The organism is Klebsiella sp. GG_Kp173 (assembly GCF_040062415.1).
GTDB classification, from domain to species: Bacteria; Pseudomonadota; Gammaproteobacteria; order Enterobacterales; family Enterobacteriaceae; genus Klebsiella; species Klebsiella quasipneumoniae.
Map to the genome: position 1 here is coordinate 75,870 of NZ_JBEAFZ010000085.1, position 18,730 is coordinate 94,599.

Genomic DNA, 18,730 nt, shown 5'->3' on the forward strand with positions numbered 1-18,730 from the left:
TTTTTATGCCAGTCGTTCACGCCGCGAGGCGAAGGTTAGTGGTTCGAGAACCAGTTCAGTTTATCCCGCAGGCCGACCACGCGGCCGACAATGATCAGCGCCGGGCTGGCCATCTGCTGCGCCAGAATATCCAGCTGTCCTAAGGTGCCGCTGACCACTTTTTGCGTCACGGCGGTGCCGTTCTCGACGATGGCGGCAGGCATATCTTCCGCCATGCCGTGGGCGATAAGCTTCTCGCGGATCGCCGGCGCCTGGTTCAGACCCATGTAGAACACCAGGGTCTGCTTCTCCACCGCCAGGTTCGCCCAGTCCAGCTCGCCGCCGTTTTTCAGATGGCCGGTGACCAGGCGCACGCCCTGGGCGAAATCGCGATGGGTCAACGGGATCCCCGAGTAGGCGGAGCAGCCGGAGGCGGCGGTGATGCCTGGCACAACCGAGAAGGGGATGCCCGCCTCGCAGAGGGTCTCCAGCTCCTCTCCGCCGCGGCCAAAGATAAAGGGATCGCCGCCTTTCAGCCGGACCACGCGTCTTCCTTTTTGCGCTTCGCGCAGCAGGATCTGGTTGATCTCCTCCTGAGGCACGCAGTGATAGCCTGAGCGCTTGCCAACGAACACCCGGTCGGCATCGCGGCGCACCAGATTCATGATGTCGTCGGAGACCAGTCGGTCATAGACCACCACGTCGGCCTGCTGGATCTGCTGCAGGCCTTTGAGCGTGAGCAGCCCGGCGTCACCGGGGCCGGCGCCAACCAGGACGACCTCGCCGCGATGCTCTAACGGCTCGGTCAGCAGTTGCTCGGTGGTATCCGCCACCGCCTGCCGATCGTCATTGGCCAGCGACTGCGCCAGGCGGTCGTTAACGAACAGCTTCTCCCAGAACCGTCGGCGTTCGCCTACGGTGGCAAACTGCTGCTTGACGCGAGCGCGCAGATGGCCGGCGTAGCGGGCCAGCTGACCAAGATGCAGGGGTAAGATTGACTCCAGCTTCTCGCGCAGCAGGCGCGCCAGCACCGGTGATGTCCCGCCCGAGGAGACGGCGACCATCAGCGGCGAGCGGTCGATGATCGACGGCATGATAAAGCTGGCCTGGCGCGGGGCATCCACCACGTTACAGAAAATACGCCGCGCTTCGGCCGCGTCGCTGACCTGCTGGTTCACTGTTTCATTATCGGTAGCGGCGATGGCCAGCCAGCAGTTGTCCAGCAGCGAGGGGATAAACTCCCCCTGCACCAGGGTCAGCATCTGTGAATCGGCCCACACCTGAAACTGAGGGGTAAAGTCGAGCGCATTGACCGTGACGTTTGCGCCAGCATCCAACAGCAGACGGGCCTTGCGTTCGGCGACATCCCCGCCGCCAACCAGTAAACAATCCCGCTGGCGTAACTGGCAGAATATGGGTAAGTGATCCACAGAATAACCTCATAAAAATAAGGGGTAGGAAGTGAGTGGTCGTAGAATAGCAGCAAAGGTAATACAAAACATGCGACATATCCCGCACTCATGCGCTGTCGGTCAGAAGTGTTACTTATATCTCCCCCCGTGACCGGGGGGAGGAAGCGGGACTCACGCTTTAAGCTGAACGTGGCCGTCTTTTACCCGGGCGTCGAAACGGGCGATGGAGTGGCTCTCATCTTCCATGCACAGCCCGTCGCTCAGGCGAAAGCGCTGCTTTTTCAGCGGACTGGCAACCCACAGGGCGCCGTCATGCTCAGCGATAATCCCGCGGGACAGCACGCTGGCATTGAAGAATGGATCGATATTGCTGATGGCGAACACTCTGTCGTCATGGTACGGACGGAAGATCGCCACCTGCTGCTGACCGAGCAGGGCGCAGACGCCGGTGGCGGGCAGGATGTCGTCAATTTTGCAGATGTTTACCCACTGGCTCATGCTTTTTCCTCCACCAGAGTAACCGGGATACGCTCATACGGCGTGGCCGGGCGATGCTGGTCACGTTCCGGCACCACCTGAACGTTCGGGTCGCGCTGGTCGCTGTTGATAAAGTGTTTGAAGCGAGTCTGCGCCGCCGGGTTATTGACGGTCTCGGTCCACTCGCAGGCGAAGGCGGCGCGTAGGCGAGCCAGCTCCTCTTCCAGATGGTCGTTCAGACCGAGCTTGTCATCGATGATCACGCTGCGCAGATAGTCGATCCCGCCTTCCATGTTGTCCAGCCACGGCGCGGTGCGGGTCAGCTTATCGGCGGTGCGGATGTAGAACATCATAAAGCGGTCGAGATACGTAATCAGCGTCTCGCGATCGAGGTCCGCGGCCAGCAGATCGGCATGGCGCGGCTTCATCCCCCCGTTACCGCATACGTACAGGTTCCAGCCTTTCTCGGTGGCGATGATCCCGACGTCTTTACCCTGGGCTTCCGCGCATTCGCGGGTACAGCCGGAGACGCCGAACTTCATTTTATGCGGGGTGCGGATGCCTTTGTAGCGGTTTTCCAGTTCGACACCGAAGCCGACGCTGTCGCCGACCCCGTAGCGGCACCAGGTGCTGCCGACGCAGGTTTTCGCCATCCGCAGCGCTTTAGCGTAGGCGTGGCCGGTTTCGAAGCCCGCTTCAATCAGCTGCCGCCAGATCTCCGGCAGGTCGTCTTTCTGCGCGCCAAACAGGCCGATGCGCTGGGAGCCGGTGATTTTGGTGTACAGATTGAATTCACGAGCGATACGGCCCACGGCGACCAGCCCTTCCGGGGTGATTTCGCCGCCCGCGGAGCGCGGAATGACCGAGTAGGTGCCATCTTTCTGGATGTTGGCGAGGAAGTTGTCGTTGGTGTCCTGCAGCGGCGTGTGCTGAGGCTTGAGGATGTACTCATTCCAGCAGGAAGCCAGCAGGGAGCCGACGGTCGGTTTACAAACTTCACAGCCGTAGCCTTGGCCGTGTTTGGCCAGCAGTTCGTCGAAGGTTTTGATGCCTTCCACGCGGATCAGGTGGAACAGCTCCTGGCGGGAGTAAGCGAAGTGCTCGCACAGGTTGTTGTTGACCTCGATGCCCTGTTTCGCCAGCTCGGCGTTGAGCACCTGGGTGACCAGCGGGATACAGCCGCCGCAGCCGGTACCGGCCTTGGTTTCCGCTTTCAGCGCCGCGACGGTATGGCAGCCTTTGTTAATGGCGGCGATCAGGTCGCCTTTGCTGACGTCAAAGCAGGAGCAGATTTGCGCGCTGTCCGGCAGTTTATCGACGCCGATCGACGGTTTGCCGCTGCCGGCGTGGGCCGGGAGGATCAGCGAATCCGGATTCTCCGGCAGCTCAATGGCGTTGAGCACCAGCTGCAGCAGGTTGCCGTAGTCGCTGGTGTCGCCGACCAGCACCGCGCCGAGCAGGGTTTTGTTGTCGGCGCTGACGATCAGACGCTTATAAACTTCTTTGCTTTCGTCAAGATAGACGTAGCTGCGGGCGCCCGGCGTGCGGCCGTGGGCATCGCCGATGCCGCCCACGTCCACGCCCAGCAGCTTCAGCTTGGCGCTGAGGTCGGCGCCGGTGAAGCTGTTTTCACTGCCGAGGAGGTGATCGACGGCCACTTGGGCCATTTTATAACCCGGCGCGACGAGGCCATACACGCGGTTGTTCCAGCTGGCGCATTCGCCGATGGCATAGATATCCGGGTCGGAGGTCTGGCAGCTATCGTTGACCATGATGCCGCCGCGCTGGGCAACCGCCAGCCCGCACTGGGTGGCCAGTTTATCGCGCGGGCGGATCCCGGTAGAGAAGACGATGAAATCGACCTGCAGCTCGCTACCGTCGGCGAAGCGCATGGTTTTGCGCGCCTCGATGCCCTGCTGAACGATCTCTTTGGTGTTTTTGCTGGTGTGAACTTTCACGCCCATGCTTTCAATTTTGCGCCGCAGCTGCTCGCCGCCCATCTGGTCGAGCTGCTCGGCCATCAGCATCGGCGCGAACTCGATAACATGGGTTTCGACGCCGAGGTTTTTCAGCGCTCCTGCGGCTTCGAGGCCGAGCAGACCGCCGCCGACCACCGCGCCGCGTTTGCTGCGACGGGCGCAGGATTCAATGGCGTTGAGATCTTCAATGGTGCGATAGACAAAGCAATCCTGGGTTTCCGCGCCTTTAATCGGCGGGATCCAGGGGTATGAGCCGGTCGCCATGATCAGCTTGTCGTAGAACACTGTGCGCCCGGCGCTGGAGTGGATCACCTTCTCCTGGCGGTTGATGGTGATGGCCCTTTCGCCGACCAGCACCTTGACGCCGTGTTTCTCATAGAAGCCTTCGCGGACCAGCGACAGCTCTTCTGCGGTATGGTGGGAGAAATAAGACGACAGGTGGACACGGTCGTAGGCGATACGCGGCTCTTCACAGAACACGGTAATGTCGAATTGTCCGGCAGGCGCCTTATCAAGAAGCTCTTCGATAAAGCGATGGCCAACCATGCCGTTACCGATAATAGCGATTCTGACTTTGCTCATTTTTGCCTCGATTTCTTTTCTATTACCGCCTACCTTAACGATTCAGCCATCAGGCTTATTGATGCAAATCAATGACAACTTCACCTACCACTTAATGGGTATATAATTGATTTGTCTGTATTTTTCTAAGTTGTGGAAAACGCTGACTTTTCCTTTTTGCTGATTTTGTGTACAAGAATTGGGTGGGTCGCGATTGGGGTTGAGTAGAAAACAAGCCGTATTGAATGGAGAGGTTGATATGACAGCAGCGCCGCTTTGGTTGATTCAGAACGTACGCCTGGCAGACCGCGACGGCCTGTGGCAGATAGCGATAGATAAGGGGCGCTTTGGCGAGATCACGCCGATGGGGGAGGCGCGGGACGAAAGCTACGAAGTGTTGAACGCTCGCGGCGGGCTGGCGATCCCGCCTTTTATTGAGCCGCATATCCATCTGGATACCACCCAGACGGCCGGCGAGCCAAACTGGAACCAGTCCGGCACTCTGTTTGAGGGGATTGAGCGCTGGGCGGAGCGGAAAGCGCTGCTCAGCCATGAAGACGTTAAAGCCCGGGCGTGGAAAACCCTCAAGTGGCAGATCGCCAATGGCGTGCAGTTTGTCCGTACCCATGTCGATGTCTCCGATCCGACGTTGACGGCGCTGAAGGCGATGCTGGAGGTCAAACAGGAGGTGGCGCCATGGGTCGAGCTGCAGATTGTCGCTTTTCCGCAGGAGGGGATCCTCTCTTACCCCAACGGCGAGGCGCTGCTGGAAGAGGCCCTGAAGCTGGGGGCGGATGTCGTCGGGGCGATCCCGCACTTTGAGTTCACCCGTGAATATGGGGTGGAATCGCTGCATATCGCTTTCCGACTGGCGCGGAAATATGACCGCCCGCTGGATATTCACTGCGATGAAATTGACGACGAACAGTCGCGCTTTGTGGAAACCGTTGCCGCGCTGGCGTTAAAAGCGGGAATAGGGCCGCGGGTGACGGCCAGCCATACCACCGCCATGCACTCCTATAATGGCGCTTATACCTCGCGCTTGTTCCGCCTGCTTAAGCTCTCCGGCATCAATTTTGTCGCCAATCCGCTGGTCAATATTCATCTGCAGGGCCGGTTTGACGACTACCCGAAGCGACGTGGCATTACCCGGGTGAAGGAGCTGATGGCGGCGGGGATCAACGTTTGCTTTGGTCATGATGATGTCTTTGACCCGTGGTACCCGCTGGGGACCGGTAATATGCTGCAGGTCCTGCATATGGGGCTCCACGTTTGCCAGCTGATGGGCTACCAGCAAATTAACGACGGCCTGCAGCTTGTCACCGACAACAGCGCCCGCACGTTTGGCCTGACGGATTACGGCATCGTCAGCGGCAATCCGGCTAACCTGATCATTCTGCCGGCGGAGAATGGCTTTGAGGCGGTACGCTGCCAGGTGTCGGTGCGCTGGTCAATTCGCGAGGGAAGGGTGATTGCGACCACCCAACTGGCGCAAACCTGGATCCAGACCGACCGCGGTGGCGAGGAGCTTTCTTTTATGAGAAACAGCCCCCTTGCGGACGCAAAGGGGCCGAAGGCTTAGTGAGACGCCGCCTGAGCGTTGTTCTGGCGGTGACGGGAGACGAAGCCGAGGATAAAGCACATCACGAACACCACGGCGTAGAGGCCGTTAGCGGTGTGCAGCGCGGCCAGCGGACCGCTGGCCGCCACAATCGGGCCGGTGACCACGAAAGTCAGCATGGTGCCGATGGTGCCGCAGGTGAGGATAAAGTTCACCAGCTTTGGTGAAGCGACTTTAGTTTGCTGCGAACCGAGCGTAATGATCGAGGTGTAGATGGCGCTGGAGAAGAAGCCCAGGGTCAGAATAAACCACGGCATATGCTCCGGCGAACCATTGATAAACAGGTACATCAGCACCGTCGCGAGGCCGGCGAGGACGGTTAAGATGCGCTGCAGGTCGAAGAAGCGCAGGATAAAGCTGAATGACCACATGCCGATCATGTAGGACATCCAGAAATCGCTCACCAGCTTACCGGCATCGCCGAGGCTCATGCCAAGGCTCTTGGCATATTCCGGTACCCAGGAGATAAAGCCCAGCTGACCGAGGATATAGCACAGCGCCGCGACGGAGAGGAACAGCACGCCGATGCCCCACTTCTCTTTCACCACCGGCTGGCTGTTTTCGCTCTGCGCTTTTTTGCCGAGTACCGGGAAGTCACAGCCGAATGTCAGGACGAAAATAGCGACATACACCAGACCGATACAGGCGTAGACCCAGTACCACTCGATGCTGCGCGCCAGCAGGACCGCGGCGACCATCGGGAAAATCATTCCCGCCATGCTAAAAAAGGAGTCGGTAAACAGCAGACGCGCCCCGCGCTGACGGCCTTCATACATATGGGTGATCAGGAAGGTCCCGATCGACATGGTGATCCCGCTCACCAGGCCGAGAACGAACATTGATGCGGAGAACAGCGCCAGGCTGTGGCTGAGCATCAGGCCGGCCACCGCCAGCACCATCAAAATAAAGCCAAAACGCAGCTGAGTTTTCAGCGGCACGATCTCCATCAGCCAGGCATTGAGGAAGATGGAGATCAGAATACCGGCGTTCAGAAAGGTAAAGGTGTTGCTCATACTGGAAACGGGCAGATGGAAATAATCCGCAATGTTACCCATCACCATCCCGGTGACGATCACCAACGCGCCGGTCAGGGCGTAGGAGAAGAAGCTGATCCATGTGAGCTTAATACGGTTGCTGTTAGTCATGACTGGCCTGTGAATAGAAAGGTAAAGCGCGTTGACGCCGCGCCGGGCGGACAGATTTTAGTCGTTCAGGTGATGTAATTAAATGTTTATTGTGAAATACGTTATCTTTTGCATGTTTTAATGTGACTTGAATCACGTTTTTTCGACGCCAGGGAGAACGTTTGCGCGGTTACAATTATTACAGCTAAGTAAAATTTGGTAAAAGGCTGGCCCAGGATGCAAAGGCTCTTTAGAATCAAGGCACTCGCTTTTATTCTGCTCCGTTAAGGATTTTCCATGCTCAAATCAACACTGGCGGCGATGGCTGCCGTTTTCGCCATTTCAGCGTTCTCCCCGGCCATGGCGGCAAAGGGCGATCCGCATGTGCTGCTGACCACCTCGGCAGGTAACATTGAGCTTGAGTTAAACAGCCAGAAAGCCCCGATTTCCGTGGATAACTTCCTGAAGTACGTTAACAGCGGCTTCTACAACAACACTACCTTCCATCGCGTGATCCCGGGATTCATGGTGCAGGGCGGCGGCTTCAACGAGCAGATGCAGCAGAAACAGCCTAACCCGCCGATCAAAAATGAAGCAGACAACGGCCTGCGCAACACCCGCGGCACCATCGCCATGGCGCGTACCGCCGATCAGGATAGCGCCACCAGCCAGTTCTTCATCAACGTGGCGGATAACGCCTTCCTCGACCATGGCCAGCGCGACTTTGGCTATGCGGTGTTTGGCAAGGTAGTGAAAGGCATGGACGTTGCGGATAAGATCTCCCAGGTTCAGACCCATAACGTCGGCCCATACCAGAATGTGCCGACTAAACCGGTTGTTATCCTCTCTGCGAAAGTGCTGCCCTAATCTTCCCACGGCGCGGTAGTCTATCGCCGCGCCGGTTGCCTCCCGGCATAACCTGTAATTGCTGCTTATACTTGTGGCACACAGGGGACGATAAGGGGGCGACGATGCGTCCACTCACCGATAAGCAAAAATCCCGACTCTGGGAACAGACACGTAATAGCAATTTTCAGGCCAGCCGTCGCCTCGAAGGCGTATCGGTGCCACTGGTTACGCTGACTGCCGAGGAGGCGCAGGCGCGCCTCGCGACGCTGCGGAGGGAGTATGAGCGATAAATTTGGCGATGAACGCGATCCTTACCTCTATCCGGCCCTGAACGTCCTGCGCAACCGCCTCGGCATCCGCCAGGCCAACACTCTGCAGCAGGCTGCCCTGGAGATGACATCGCTGCGGGCGGCTACCCTGCCGCTGGGTCCGCGGGTGCGCGGCTTACCCTATCTGTGCGCTATTCATCATCAGCTGTATCAGGATCTGTTTGACTGGGCGGGTAGGCTGCGTGAAGTGAACCTCTACCTGGGCGATACGCCGTTCTGTCACTTTGCCCGCATCGAAGAGGAAGGGAACGCCCTGATGCAGGCCCTGGAGCAGGAGGATTATCTCTGCGGCCTGCCGCGGGATACCTTTATCGAACGCCTGAGCTGGTTCTATGGTGAAATTAATGTGCTGCACCCTTTTCGTCTCGGCAATGGCCTAACCCAGCGCATTTTCTTTGAACAGCTGGCGATACATGCCGGCTACCTTCTTGACTGGCGTGACGTCGATCCTGCCGCCTGGAGCACCGCCTGCCAGCAGGGCGCGATGGGCGATCCGGACCCGCTGGCGGCGATCTTTCGCAAAGTGGTAAGCGAAGCGCGGGAATCTGAGTAGAATAGCCCGGTTTGATTGTTCCGGAGCCGCTATGATCCTGCTTATCGATAACTATGACTCTTTCACCTGGAATCTGTATCAGTACTTTTGCGAACTGGGGGCGGAAGTGCTGGTCAGGCGCAACGATGCGTTGACGCTGGAGGAGATAGCGTCGCTGGCGCCGGAGAAGATGGTGATTTCGCCCGGTCCCTGTACGCCGGATGAAGCGGGGATTTCCCTCTCAGTAATCCGTCACTATGCAGGGAAAACGCCGCTGCTGGGCGTCTGCCTCGGGCATCAGGCGATAGCCCAGGCGTTTGGCGCGACCATTGTGCGGGCGGCGCAGGTGATGCATGGAAAAACTTCGCTTATCGAGCATAACGGCGAAGGGGTGTTTCAGGAGCTGAATAATCCTCTGACGGTGACCCGCTATCATTCGCTGGTGATTGACCCGCCGACGCTGCCGCCTGAGTTTATCGTCACCGCCCGCAGCGCCAGCGGTGAGATTATGGGGATTCGTCATCGCGACTGGGATCTCGAGGGCGTGCAGTTCCATCCGGAAAGCATCCTTAGCGAACAGGGCCATCAATTGCTGGCGAACTTTATTAAGCGGTGATTTCGGTTGCCATTGACTGACTTTTTATGCATATTTTGTGATTATATTATCATAATCATATCTGCATAACGAAGAGGGATGGGCAAGACATGGCAACTGAACAACCAGCAATCACCCGCGCCACATTCGATGAAGTTATTTTGCCAATTTATGCACCGGCAGAATTCATCCCGGTAAAGGGGAAAGGCAGCCGCGTCTGGGATCAGCAGGGCAAAGAGTATATTGATTTTGCCGGCGGTATCGCGGTGACGGCGCTGGGCCATTGCCACCCGGCGCTGGTGGCGGCGCTTCACGAGCAGGGTGAAACGCTGTGGCATACCAGCAACGTCTTTACCAATGAGCCAGCGCTGCGCCTGGGACGTAAGCTTGTCGATGCCACCTTCGCCGAGCGAGTGGTGTTTATGAACTCCGGTACCGAAGCCAATGAAACAGCCTTTAAGCTGGCGCGTCACTATGCGGTGACCCGCCATAGCCCATATAAAACCAAAATCATCGCCTTCCATAATGCCTTTCATGGCCGCTCTCTGTTTACCGTCTCGGTCGGTGGGCAGCCGAAGTACTCCGATGGTTTCGGCCCTAAACCGGCGGATATTGTCCATGTTCCCTTCAACGACCTGCAGGCGGTAAAAGCGGTGATGGATGACCACACCTGCGCGGTGGTGGTGGAGCCGATTCAGGGCGAAGGCGGCGTGACGGCAGCAACGCCGGCGTTCCTGCAAGGACTGCGCGAACTGTGCGATCAGCACCAGGCGCTGTTAGTCTTTGATGAAGTGCAGTGTGGTATGGGGCGTACCGGATCGCTGTTCGCCTATATGCACTATGGCGTAACCCCGGATATTCTCACCAGCGCGAAAGCGCTGGGCGGCGGTTTCCCGGTCAGCGCCATGTTGACCACCCACGAGATCGCCAGCGCCTTCCATGCCGGTTCCCATGGGTCAACCTACGGCGGCAACCCGCTGGCCTGCGCGGTCGCCAACGCCGCTTTCGATCTGATCAATACTCCGGCGGTGCTGGATGGCGTGAACGCGAAACGCGAACTGTTCGTCAAACACCTGCAGCAGCTGAATGCCGAGTTTGATCTGTTCAGTGATATTCGCGGGATGGGCCTGCTGGTTGGCGCCGAACTTAAGCCGCAGCACAAGGGCCGCGCGCGCGATTTCCTCTATGCCGCTGCGGAAGCCGGCGTCATGGTGCTTAACGCCGGGCCGGACGTGATGCGTTTTGTTCCCTCGCTGATCATCGAAGAGCAGGATATCGCCGAGGGGATGGCACGTTTCGCCCAGGCAGTGGCAAAGGTGATTAACGGCTGATCTTCCGTAGCCAGATGCCATGATGCGGCCGCTGACGCCATGCTACAGACGAGATAGTGTGCATGGTGTTCAGATGGCCCAGAATGCGTTGCAGATGCTGCTCCAGGGTGCTTAACGGACCGATCGGCACCTCGCTTTCCGGTGACTCCATAATATTGACATCCCCTGTGCTGCCGGGGCCATCGCTGTCCAGCCGCTGCTGACAGCGCTGCAGGGCAATCTCACAGGATTCGAGATAGCGCTGGGCAAGATCCGGGGTGAGCATCGTATGCTCCCGGGCCAGGGTGGTCATGGCGTTGATATGTTCGACGATAAACTGGCTGTGCGTCACCCATAGCTTCATATCTTCCAGGTAGTGGGTATTGAACCCCGGCTCCTGCATCGCCTGATTCAGGGAGTTGTAGAGCGCGTTGTGCGCCTGATTAACGCGCATACGTTGATAGGCCAGCGCGGGCGCTTTGGGATCGGGGCTGAGGATCAGGCGAATCGCCTGCTGGTCGGCCTCCAGCGCATCGTGGGCGTTTTTTTTCAGCAGGCCGCTCTGCCACTGCGGCCACAGCCAGACCATCCCGCCGAAGGCGATCAGGCAGCCGATCAGCGTGTCGATCAGCCGGGCGATAATAAACTGTTCGCCGTTGAGCGTCAGCAGCTGCAGGGTATATACCGCCGTCACCGTAAAGCCCACCATGGCCCAGCCATAGTGTTTGCGGATAATCAGATAGCTGAGCAGTGTGATCAGCAGCATCCCGCTCAGGGTGTAGCTCTCCGGAACGTGAAAGTGCAAGGTCAGCCCGGCGATGATCAGGCCGGCGAGCGTCCCCGCCGCCCGGTGGACAATACGAACCCGCGTGGCGCCATAGCCATTCTGGGTAACAAAGAGCACCGTCATCAGGATCCAGTAGGGCTTCGGCAAATGCAGGGCGTTGCCCATCAGGCTGGCGATGCTCAGCATCACGCTGATGCGGGCGGCATTGCGCAGCGCGGGCGATTTCAGCGACAGATAGTTTTTTAGCGCGGGAAACAGCGGTAAACGACGCTCTTTGTCAGCCATCAGATCCCGGGCATACAGCGGGCGCTGGGTATGCAGCACCCGGGCGATGCGGCTGAAGTGCCAGGCGCAGAAGTGGCCGACCGGGTTGTCCGGATGCTGGCGGGCGATCTTTTCCAGGGCGCCGATCTGTTTATCCATCTGGAAGCGCTGCGGAAAGCGATGATAGAGCATGTCATCCGCCAGCACCCGCAGACGGGCGGCGACGGTCTGCGCGTTCCAGCGGATCACCGCTTCGGCATGGCTGCGTTCTACCAGTTTTTGCACCTCTTCCGGCTGATGCAGGCTGACCGAAATATGCTCCTGTAGATCCAGCCCCATCTGGAACGCCCGCAGGAGACGTTTGTGGTCGTTACGTTGGTTGGCGGCCAGCATATGCATCTGCTGATAGCACTGGGTGATTAAATCGACCACCTTCTGCTGGCGGATGAGCAGCGGCGGCAGGGCGGTCGAGGGATCGGTATGCTGGGTCAACAGGCTATATTTGGCTTCGCAATAATTGGCCAGTTCCCGGTAGAGCAAACTGAGCGACTCCCGCAGCGGCTGTTCACGCCACAGCCAGAACCAGAACCAGTTAAACACGCCGTACCATAGCGTGCCGAAGGCGTAGATCAGCAGCGGCTCCCAGATGGGCATATTGCCCGCCAGGCTGAGAGTAAAAATGGCGGCGATCAGCGACGCGGGCAGCAGGCGCGCGTGCAGCGAACTGATCTCCGCGGTGACGCCGAGCAATAGCGCCAGGCCGCTGAGAATAAGCGGCAGAGGAATCGCCTGGGCGAGCAGCAGCTGCACCACCAGGCTGCATCCGGCAAACAGACAGCCGCCGATAATCAGACGTTTAAAAAAGCGCTTATGCGGGGTGTCGAGGCCGGCGATGTTGCAGCAGGCGGGGACTAAGGAGAACAGGAGCCCCTGCTGGAGATGGCCGAGCAGAAGACCGATGGCCACAGGCAGACACAGCACCAGCGTTTGCCGCAGTGCATAGTTAACTTCCGGGTGGTAAATCAGCCTGCGCCACATGAGGGAAAAACAAAAACGGCGTACTGCAGGAGCAATACGCCGCTTAGCAACTTAACGGGTACCGTAGACGACGATAGTTTTACCGTGGGCGGAAATCAGGTTCTGATCTTCCAGCATTTTCAAAATACGGCCAACGGTTTCACGAGAGCAGCCGACGATCTGACCAATTTCCTGACGGGTAATTTTAATTTGCATACCGTCCGGGTGGGTCATGGCATCGGGTTGCTTCGCCAGGTTCAGCAGCGTCTGGGCGATACGGCCCGTCACGTCGAGGAAGGCGAGGTTGCCCACTTTCTCAGACGTCACCTGCAGACGGCGAGCCATTTGCGAAGAGAGACGCATCAGAATGTCCGGGTTCACCTGGATCAGCTGACGGAATTTCTTATAAGAGATTTCGGCCACTTCACATGCGGTTTTCGCCCGTACCCAGGCGCTACGCTCCTGACCTTCTTCAAACAGGCCTAATTCACCGATGAAATCGCCCTGGTTGAGGTAGGAGAGGATCATCTCTTTACCTTCTTCATCCTTGATGAGTACAGCCACGGAGCCTTTAACGATGTAGTACAGCGTTTCTGCTTTCTCACCCTGGTGGATCAGCGTGCTCTTTGATGGGTACTTATGAATGTGGCAATGAGACAAGAACCATTCAAGGGTAGGGTCTGTTTGCGGTTTGCCAAGCACCATGCGCGGTTATCCTCTGTTATAAGCTATCTCCGGGCGCCGACACTACACGGCGTCCGGGCATGCAATCGTATTGTTTCCCTATACCTGGGAAGCTGGCTGATGATTTTTCGACAGCCCGTAATGTGAACTCCTCTGCATACATGCAGTACATCAATGTATTACTGTAGCATCCAGACTGTTTTAGCATAGCTTTCGCCGCATGTCTCCTGGTGTCTCGCTTCAGCATGACGCAGGTCGCCTTCCGTTGCGAGAATTGTTATGTGCGCGTAATCTGACAAGAATATTGCGATACTGGAGTTAAATTTTATGCAAGCGCGTGTGAAATGGGTTGAAGGGTTAACCTTTATCGGGGAGTCCGCGTCAGGACACCAGATTCTGATGGATGGCAACTCCGGGGATAAGGCGCCCAGCCCGATGGAGATGGTGCTGATGGCGGCGGGCGGTTGCAGTGCGATCGATGTGGTCTCCATTTTGCAAAAAGGTCGCCATGAGGTGACTAACTGCGAAGTGAAGCTGACCTCTGAACGTCGGGAAGAGGCGCCGCGCCTGTTCACGCATATTAATCTGCACTTTATCGTCACCGGTAAGGCGCTGAAAGATGCCGCGGTCTCCCGTGCGGTGGATCTGTCGGCAGAGAAATACTGCTCGGTGGCGCTGATGCTGGAAAAAGCGGTGAAGATCACCCACTCCTATGAAGTGATCGAGGCGTAGTCTTCGCCTGCTGTTGTGAATTTTCTTAACCCCGGCCTGGCCGGGGTTTCTTCTGTTAGCCGATCTTGCGGCCTTCCATCAGGCGTTCGACCAGCGGCGCCATAATAAGCTCCATCGCCAGCCCCATTTTACCGCCCGGCACCACCAGGGTGTTCATGTGCGAGATAAACGAGCCCTGTAGCATCGCCAGCAGCCAGGGGAAGTCGATGTTCTGCAGATTGCGGAAATGGATCACCACAAAGCTCTCGTCCAGAGAGGGGATCGCTTTCGCGGCAAACGGGTTGGAGGTGTCCACCGTCGGCACGCGCTGAAAGTTGATGTGGGTGCGGGAAAACTGCGGGGTGATGAAGTTGATGTAATCTTCCATCGATCGGACGACGGAGTCCATCACCGCCTCCCGGGAGTGGCCGCGCTCGCTGGTGTCGCGAATGAGTTTCTGGATCCACTCGAGATTAACGATAGGCACGACCCCGACCAGCAGGTCGACATGGCTGGCGACATCATGCTGCGGGGTGACAACCCCGCCGTGCAGCCCCTCATAGAACAGCACGTCCGTCGGCTCCGGCAGCGGCTGCCACGGGGTGAAGGTTCCCGGCACCTGATTCCACGGCACGGCTTCGTCATAGGTGTGGAGGTATTTACGCGACTGACCTTTGCCATGGCGGCCATAGTCGACAAAGGTCTGTTCCAGCAGACCGAAGTCGTTCGCCTCCGGGCCAAAGTAGCTGATATGTTTGCCCTGATCCCGTGCTTTGCGGATCGCCATGTCCATTTCCGGGCGGGTGTAGCGATGAAAGCTGTCGCCTTCCACCTCCGCAGCGTGCAGATTTAGCTGCGCGAAGATTTTGCGAAAGGCGAGGCTGGTGGTGGTAGTGCCCGCGCCGCTGGAGCCTGTGACGGCGATCACCGGATGTTTGGCAGACATAACAACTCCCTGGTTAAACGATGTAGTGGCGTCGCCTCAGCCGTTAAACAGGGCGCGCGGCATAATATTGACCGTCTCATGCAGTTCCGACCACACGAGGACCGCCTCTCCGCGTTTCAGCTGCTGTTTTACATCGGCGACTTTATCGGCAAGTGAACGTTCATGTTCACCATAATCGGTGCCTTCACGTAACACAAAGCTTTCAATCAGGTTATCCAGCGTTTCGGGATCCAGATCCTGCCAGGGAATAATCATACGGGAACCTCCAGCCAGCGGTTTAACCAGTCGGGAATGCGTCTTTCCAGCCACATCTCCGGTTTACGCAGGGTGCCGCCGACGAAGCCAACGTGGCCGCCTTGTTCAGTCAATTGATACTCGACGTTCGCCGGCAGTTGTTCCTGCGGGGGAATGGAGTGGTGGTCCATAAACGGATCGTCTTTCGCGTGAATGATGAGCGTCGGCTTAGTAATATCGCTGAGCCGCGGCATGGCGCTGCATTGCCGGTAGTAATCCAGCGCATCGGCAAAGCCATGGATTTTGGCGGTGATCATATCGTCAAATTCCCGGATGCGGCGCATCCCTTTGAGCTGACGTAAATCGACGGGCAGCGAGCCAGGATACGCTTTCAGCTTGCGTGAGGCGTTGGCTTTTAACAGATTGAGCAGGTAGCGCTGATAAACCCGCGAGAAGCCCTTATCCATATGATAGCTGCAGGCTTCCAGCATGAAAGGCGCGGAGACGATCACCGCCGCATCCAGCGGGCAGCGGTCGCCTTCTTCTGCCAGCAGGCAGCCCAGCATATTGCCGCCCAGCGAATAGCCGACGGCGGCGGTCGGCGCGGGGCCAAACTCGCGCTGCAGCCAGTGCAGAAACCAGGTGCCATCTTCCGTTTCGCCGGAGTGATAGATGCGGTGATTGCGGTTAGGTTCGCCGCTGCAGCCGCGAAAATGCATGACTACGCCAAGCCAGCCGCGCTGCATCGCCGCGTGGATCAGTCCATGGGCATACGGGCTGTGCAGACTCCCTTCCAGACCATGAAAGACGACGAGGCGCGGCTTGTGGCACGCCTGGTGCGGGTCTTCGCTCCAGGCGAGATCGACAAAATCGCCGTCTGGCAGCTCAAGGCGCTGCCAGTGCGGGGTAAAGCGCAATTTACGGCGGATCAGCCGCGGCAGCATGGTTTGCAGATGACGATTGCCCGCGCCGCGCATGGGATGGAACTCACGCGAATCGTTTTCGGGGGGCGTCATGTCTGTGGGGATGATTTCAACCATAGCACCAGAATAATTAATAAACGTGATGATGACTATACCGCGCAGGGCGCGCAGGAGTTAGCCAATATGTGGTCTTGTGGCCAGTGACGCCAGGTTACACCACAACAAACCATTGATGTCACTGATGGCCAGACCGCGAGGGCGGGCAGAAATACACTCTGCCCGCGCCGTAGTAGGCGCAGGCAGAATGATGACGCGGCGATTAGCCTTCCTGAAGCATGCGCTCCAGCTGCTCCTGTGCCTCCAGCCAGGCCATTTCGCACTCCTCCAGCCCGGATTTCGCGCTGGCCTGCTGCTGCAGGCATTCAGTCAGTTCTGCTTTACGCGAGGCGTCGTAGAGTTCGCTGTCGCCAAGTTTCTCTTCTGCACTGGCCAGCTGCGCGTTGAGCTTATCCATCTCTTTTTCCAGACGGGCGATCTCTTTGCGCAGCGGTTGGGTCTGGCTGCGTAGCTCCGCTTCCCGACGCTTCTGGTCTTTGCGCGCTTGCGCGCTGTTGCCGCTCTCTTTTGGCGCGTCGCCGCTCTGGGACTCCTGTTTTTGCGAGTCGCTGAGCCACTGCTGATAATCTTCCAGATCGCCGTCGAACGGTTCGACTTTGCCATCGTGGACAAGGTACAGATCGTCGGTGGTGGAGCGGATCAGGTGGCGATCGTGCGATACGACCACCAGCGCCCCTTCAAAGTCGATCAGCGCTTCGGTTAAAGCCTGACGCATATCGAGGTCGAGATGGTTGGTCGGTTCGTCGAGCAGCAGCAGGTTAGGGCGCTGCCAGACGATCAGGGCCAGCACCAGACGCGCCTTTTCTCCACCGGAGAAGCGGCGGGTCTCTTCGCTGACCTTATCGCCCTGGAAACCAAAGCCGCCCAGATAATCGCGCAGCTTCTGCTCCAGCTCCTGCGGCGCCAGGCGCGCCAGATGCTGCAGCGGCGACTCATCGGCGCGCAGAAACTCCAGCTGATGCTGGGCGAAGTAGCCGAGCTTGATGCCTTTGGCGAGGCCGATCTCCCCGCTTACGGGCTGGAGTTCGCCAGCCAGGAGCTTAATCAGCGTCGATTTCCCGGCGCCGTTGCGGCCCAGCAGACCGATACGCGACCCCGGCACCAGATTGAGCTTGATGGAGTCGAGGATAATACGCTCGCCATAGCCGGCGCTGACTTTCTCCATCTTCAGCAGCGGGTTAGGCAGGCTCTCCGGCTGGCGGAAGCTGAAGTGGAACGGGTTATCCACGTGCGCCGGGGCGATGAGCTCCATCCGCTCCAGCATTTTAATACGGCTCTGCGCCTGCTTGGCTTTGGTGGCTTTGGCGCGGAAGCGATCGATATAGCTTTGCAGATGCGCGACACGCTGCTGCTGGCTTTCGTACATCGCCTGCTGCTGAGCGAGCCGGGTGGCGCGCTGCACTTCAAACGAACTGTAGTTGCCGGTGTACTCAAACATCGTCTGCTGTTCGATGTGGATAATTTTGTCGACGATAGGATCGAGGAAATCGCGATCGTGGGAGATCAGGATCAGCGTCCCCGTGTAGCCCTTCAGCCACTTCTCCAGCCAGATCACCGCATCAAGGTCGAGGTGGTTAGTCGGTTCATCGAGCAGCAGCAGATCGGAGCGGCAGATCAGCGCCTGCGCGAGATTAAGGCGCATACGCCAGCCGCCGGAAAAATCGCTGACTGGCCGCTCAAGCTGTTCATTGCTGAAACCCAGGCCGTGCAGCAGGCTGGCGGCGCGGGAGCGGATGGTCCAGGCGTCGATGGCGTCCAGCTTGCCGTGGACGGTGGCGATGGCATGGCCGTCGTTGCGCTCGTTAGCCTGCTGGAGCGCGGCTTCCAGCTGGCGATATTCACGATCGCCGTCAATGACATAATCGATTGCCGGCTGCGGCAGGGCCGGGGTTTCCTGATTCACCCAGGCCAGCTGCCAGTTGCCGGGAAAGGTCATACTGCCGCCGTCAGCGCTTATCTCGTTTTTCAAAAGCGATAGCAGCGTCGATTTCCCGCAGCCGTTTTTCCCCACCAGACCGATCTTCTGGCCAGGGTTGATGGTAGCGGTGGCGTTGTCCAGCAGGACGCGTACGCCGCGACGAATTTGTAACGAGGAGAAAACAATCATAAGGCGCCGTATGTTCAGACTATGTTAATTTGTCATTATGATAATGTAGTTTGGAAGCGAATCGCTTCACCGGGCCGCCATGGTAGCCCAAAACGAAGACGATACACAAAGTCATTCTGGCTGTGTCAAAAAGCCGGGGTTGTGCAGGCCGCCAGAAGACCTACGGGAGGGG

17 protein-coding genes are annotated in these 18,730 nt (G+C 58.2%); 7 read left to right on the forward strand and 10 right to left on the reverse strand.

The features are described 5' to 3' along the window. Window positions 1-35: 35 nt before the first annotated feature. The 3 genes from cysG to nirB all read right to left on the reverse strand — a co-directional run bounded on the left by cysG (window position 36) and on the right by nirB (window position 4,429). Complete coding sequence (cysG, locus tag ABLU50_RS20615) at window positions 36-1,409, reverse strand: siroheme synthase CysG (RefSeq protein ID WP_087832505.1); 1,374 nt, start codon at window positions 1,407-1,409, stop codon at window positions 36-38. A gap of 153 nt (window positions 1,410-1,562) precedes the next feature. Then, window positions 1,563-1,889, reverse strand: coding sequence for a nitrite reductase small subunit NirD (nirD, locus tag ABLU50_RS20620; RefSeq protein ID WP_048295657.1), 327 nt, complete (start codon window positions 1,887-1,889; stop codon window positions 1,563-1,565). Continuing rightward, window positions 1,886-4,429: a nitrite reductase large subunit NirB gene (gene nirB, locus ABLU50_RS20625; protein ID WP_017899950.1), complete on the reverse strand. Its 2,544-nt coding sequence runs from the start codon at window positions 4,427-4,429 to the stop codon at window positions 1,886-1,888. Before nirB ends, nirD begins: the two co-directional genes overlap by 4 nt. Window positions 4,430-4,667: 238 nt before the next feature. Here nirB and ABLU50_RS20630 point away from each other — a divergent pair, with 238 nt between their 5' ends. Beyond that, window positions 4,668-5,990 carry a cytosine deaminase gene (locus tag ABLU50_RS20630; RefSeq protein ID WP_087832506.1) on the forward strand — a complete coding sequence of 441 codons (1,323 nt, stop codon included), beginning with the start codon at window positions 4,668-4,670 and terminating at the stop codon, window positions 5,988-5,990. On the opposite strand, the gene tsgA is transcribed toward ABLU50_RS20630, so the two are convergent. Further along, window positions 5,987-7,174 (reverse strand): MFS transporter TsgA, encoded by a 1,188-nt coding sequence (tsgA, locus tag ABLU50_RS20635; RefSeq protein WP_004202192.1) that lies wholly within the window; start codon window positions 7,172-7,174, stop codon window positions 5,987-5,989. The genes ABLU50_RS20630 and tsgA overlap by 4 nt on opposite strands. 276 nt (window positions 7,175-7,450) lie before the next feature. Between tsgA and ppiA the strand changes: the two genes are divergently transcribed. From ppiA to ABLU50_RS20660, 5 genes are all read left to right on the forward strand, one after another. After that, on the forward strand, window positions 7,451-8,020 hold the full coding sequence (gene ppiA / locus ABLU50_RS20640; RefSeq protein ID WP_002920238.1) for a peptidylprolyl isomerase A: 570 nt from the start codon (window positions 7,451-7,453) through the stop codon (window positions 8,018-8,020). A 104-nt stretch (window positions 8,021-8,124) separates the two neighbouring features. Next, on the forward strand, window positions 8,125-8,292 hold the full coding sequence (locus tag ABLU50_RS20645) for a YhfG family protein (RefSeq protein ID WP_004202194.1): 168 nt from the start codon (window positions 8,125-8,127) through the stop codon (window positions 8,290-8,292). After that, window positions 8,282-8,884 (forward strand): putative adenosine monophosphate-protein transferase Fic, encoded by a 603-nt coding sequence (locus tag ABLU50_RS20650; protein WP_049116368.1) that lies wholly within the window; start codon window positions 8,282-8,284, stop codon window positions 8,882-8,884. Before ABLU50_RS20645 ends, ABLU50_RS20650 begins: the two co-directional genes overlap by 11 nt. 31 nt (window positions 8,885-8,915) lie before the next feature. Further along, on the forward strand, window positions 8,916-9,479 hold the full coding sequence (gene pabA, locus ABLU50_RS20655; RefSeq protein ID WP_004202196.1) for an aminodeoxychorismate synthase component 2: 564 nt from the start codon (window positions 8,916-8,918) through the stop codon (window positions 9,477-9,479). Window positions 9,480-9,568: 89 nt separating this feature from the next. After that, on the forward strand, window positions 9,569-10,789 hold the full coding sequence (locus ABLU50_RS20660) for an aspartate aminotransferase family protein (protein ID WP_087832507.1): 1,221 nt from the start codon (window positions 9,569-9,571) through the stop codon (window positions 10,787-10,789). Here the strand turns inward: ABLU50_RS20660 and ABLU50_RS20665 are convergent. Both ABLU50_RS20665 and crp read right to left on the reverse strand, forming a co-directional pair. Then, window positions 10,779-12,857, reverse strand: a complete 2,079-nt coding sequence (locus ABLU50_RS20665) for a YccS/YhfK family putative transporter (RefSeq protein ID WP_032456678.1) — start codon at window positions 12,855-12,857, stop codon at window positions 10,779-10,781. The two genes, ABLU50_RS20660 and ABLU50_RS20665, sit on opposite strands and share 11 nt — an antisense overlap. A 51-nt stretch (window positions 12,858-12,908) precedes the next feature. Beyond that, complete coding sequence (gene crp / locus ABLU50_RS20670; protein ID WP_000242758.1) at window positions 12,909-13,541, reverse strand: cAMP-activated global transcriptional regulator CRP; 633 nt, start codon at window positions 13,539-13,541, stop codon at window positions 12,909-12,911. 306 nt (window positions 13,542-13,847) lie between these two features. Here crp and ABLU50_RS20675 point away from each other — a divergent pair, with 306 nt between their 5' ends. Continuing rightward, complete coding sequence (locus tag ABLU50_RS20675) at window positions 13,848-14,252, forward strand: OsmC family protein (protein ID WP_004202200.1); 405 nt, start codon at window positions 13,848-13,850, stop codon at window positions 14,250-14,252. A gap of 55 nt (window positions 14,253-14,307) precedes the next feature. Here the strand turns inward: ABLU50_RS20675 and ABLU50_RS20680 are convergent, their stop codons facing one another. From ABLU50_RS20680 to ABLU50_RS20695, 4 genes are all read right to left on the reverse strand, one after another. Beyond that, complete coding sequence (locus ABLU50_RS20680) at window positions 14,308-15,177, reverse strand: phosphoribulokinase (RefSeq protein WP_004202201.1); 870 nt, start codon at window positions 15,175-15,177, stop codon at window positions 14,308-14,310. Between the two features lie 36 nt (window positions 15,178-15,213). Next, the gene (locus ABLU50_RS20685) at window positions 15,214-15,432 is read right to left on the reverse strand and encodes a YheU family protein (protein ID WP_002920151.1); all 219 of its coding nucleotides are present in this window, start codon (window positions 15,430-15,432) and stop codon (window positions 15,214-15,216) included. Further along, complete coding sequence (locus ABLU50_RS20690) at window positions 15,429-16,427, reverse strand: hydrolase (RefSeq protein ID WP_072206932.1); 999 nt, start codon at window positions 16,425-16,427, stop codon at window positions 15,429-15,431. Before ABLU50_RS20690 ends, ABLU50_RS20685 begins: the two co-directional genes overlap by 4 nt. Window positions 16,428-16,653: 226 nt before the next feature. After that, entirely contained in the window at window positions 16,654-18,558 is a 1,905-nt protein-coding gene (locus tag ABLU50_RS20695; protein ID WP_087832508.1) for an ABC transporter ATP-binding protein, read from the reverse strand. Window positions 18,559-18,730 lie beyond the last annotated feature (172 nt).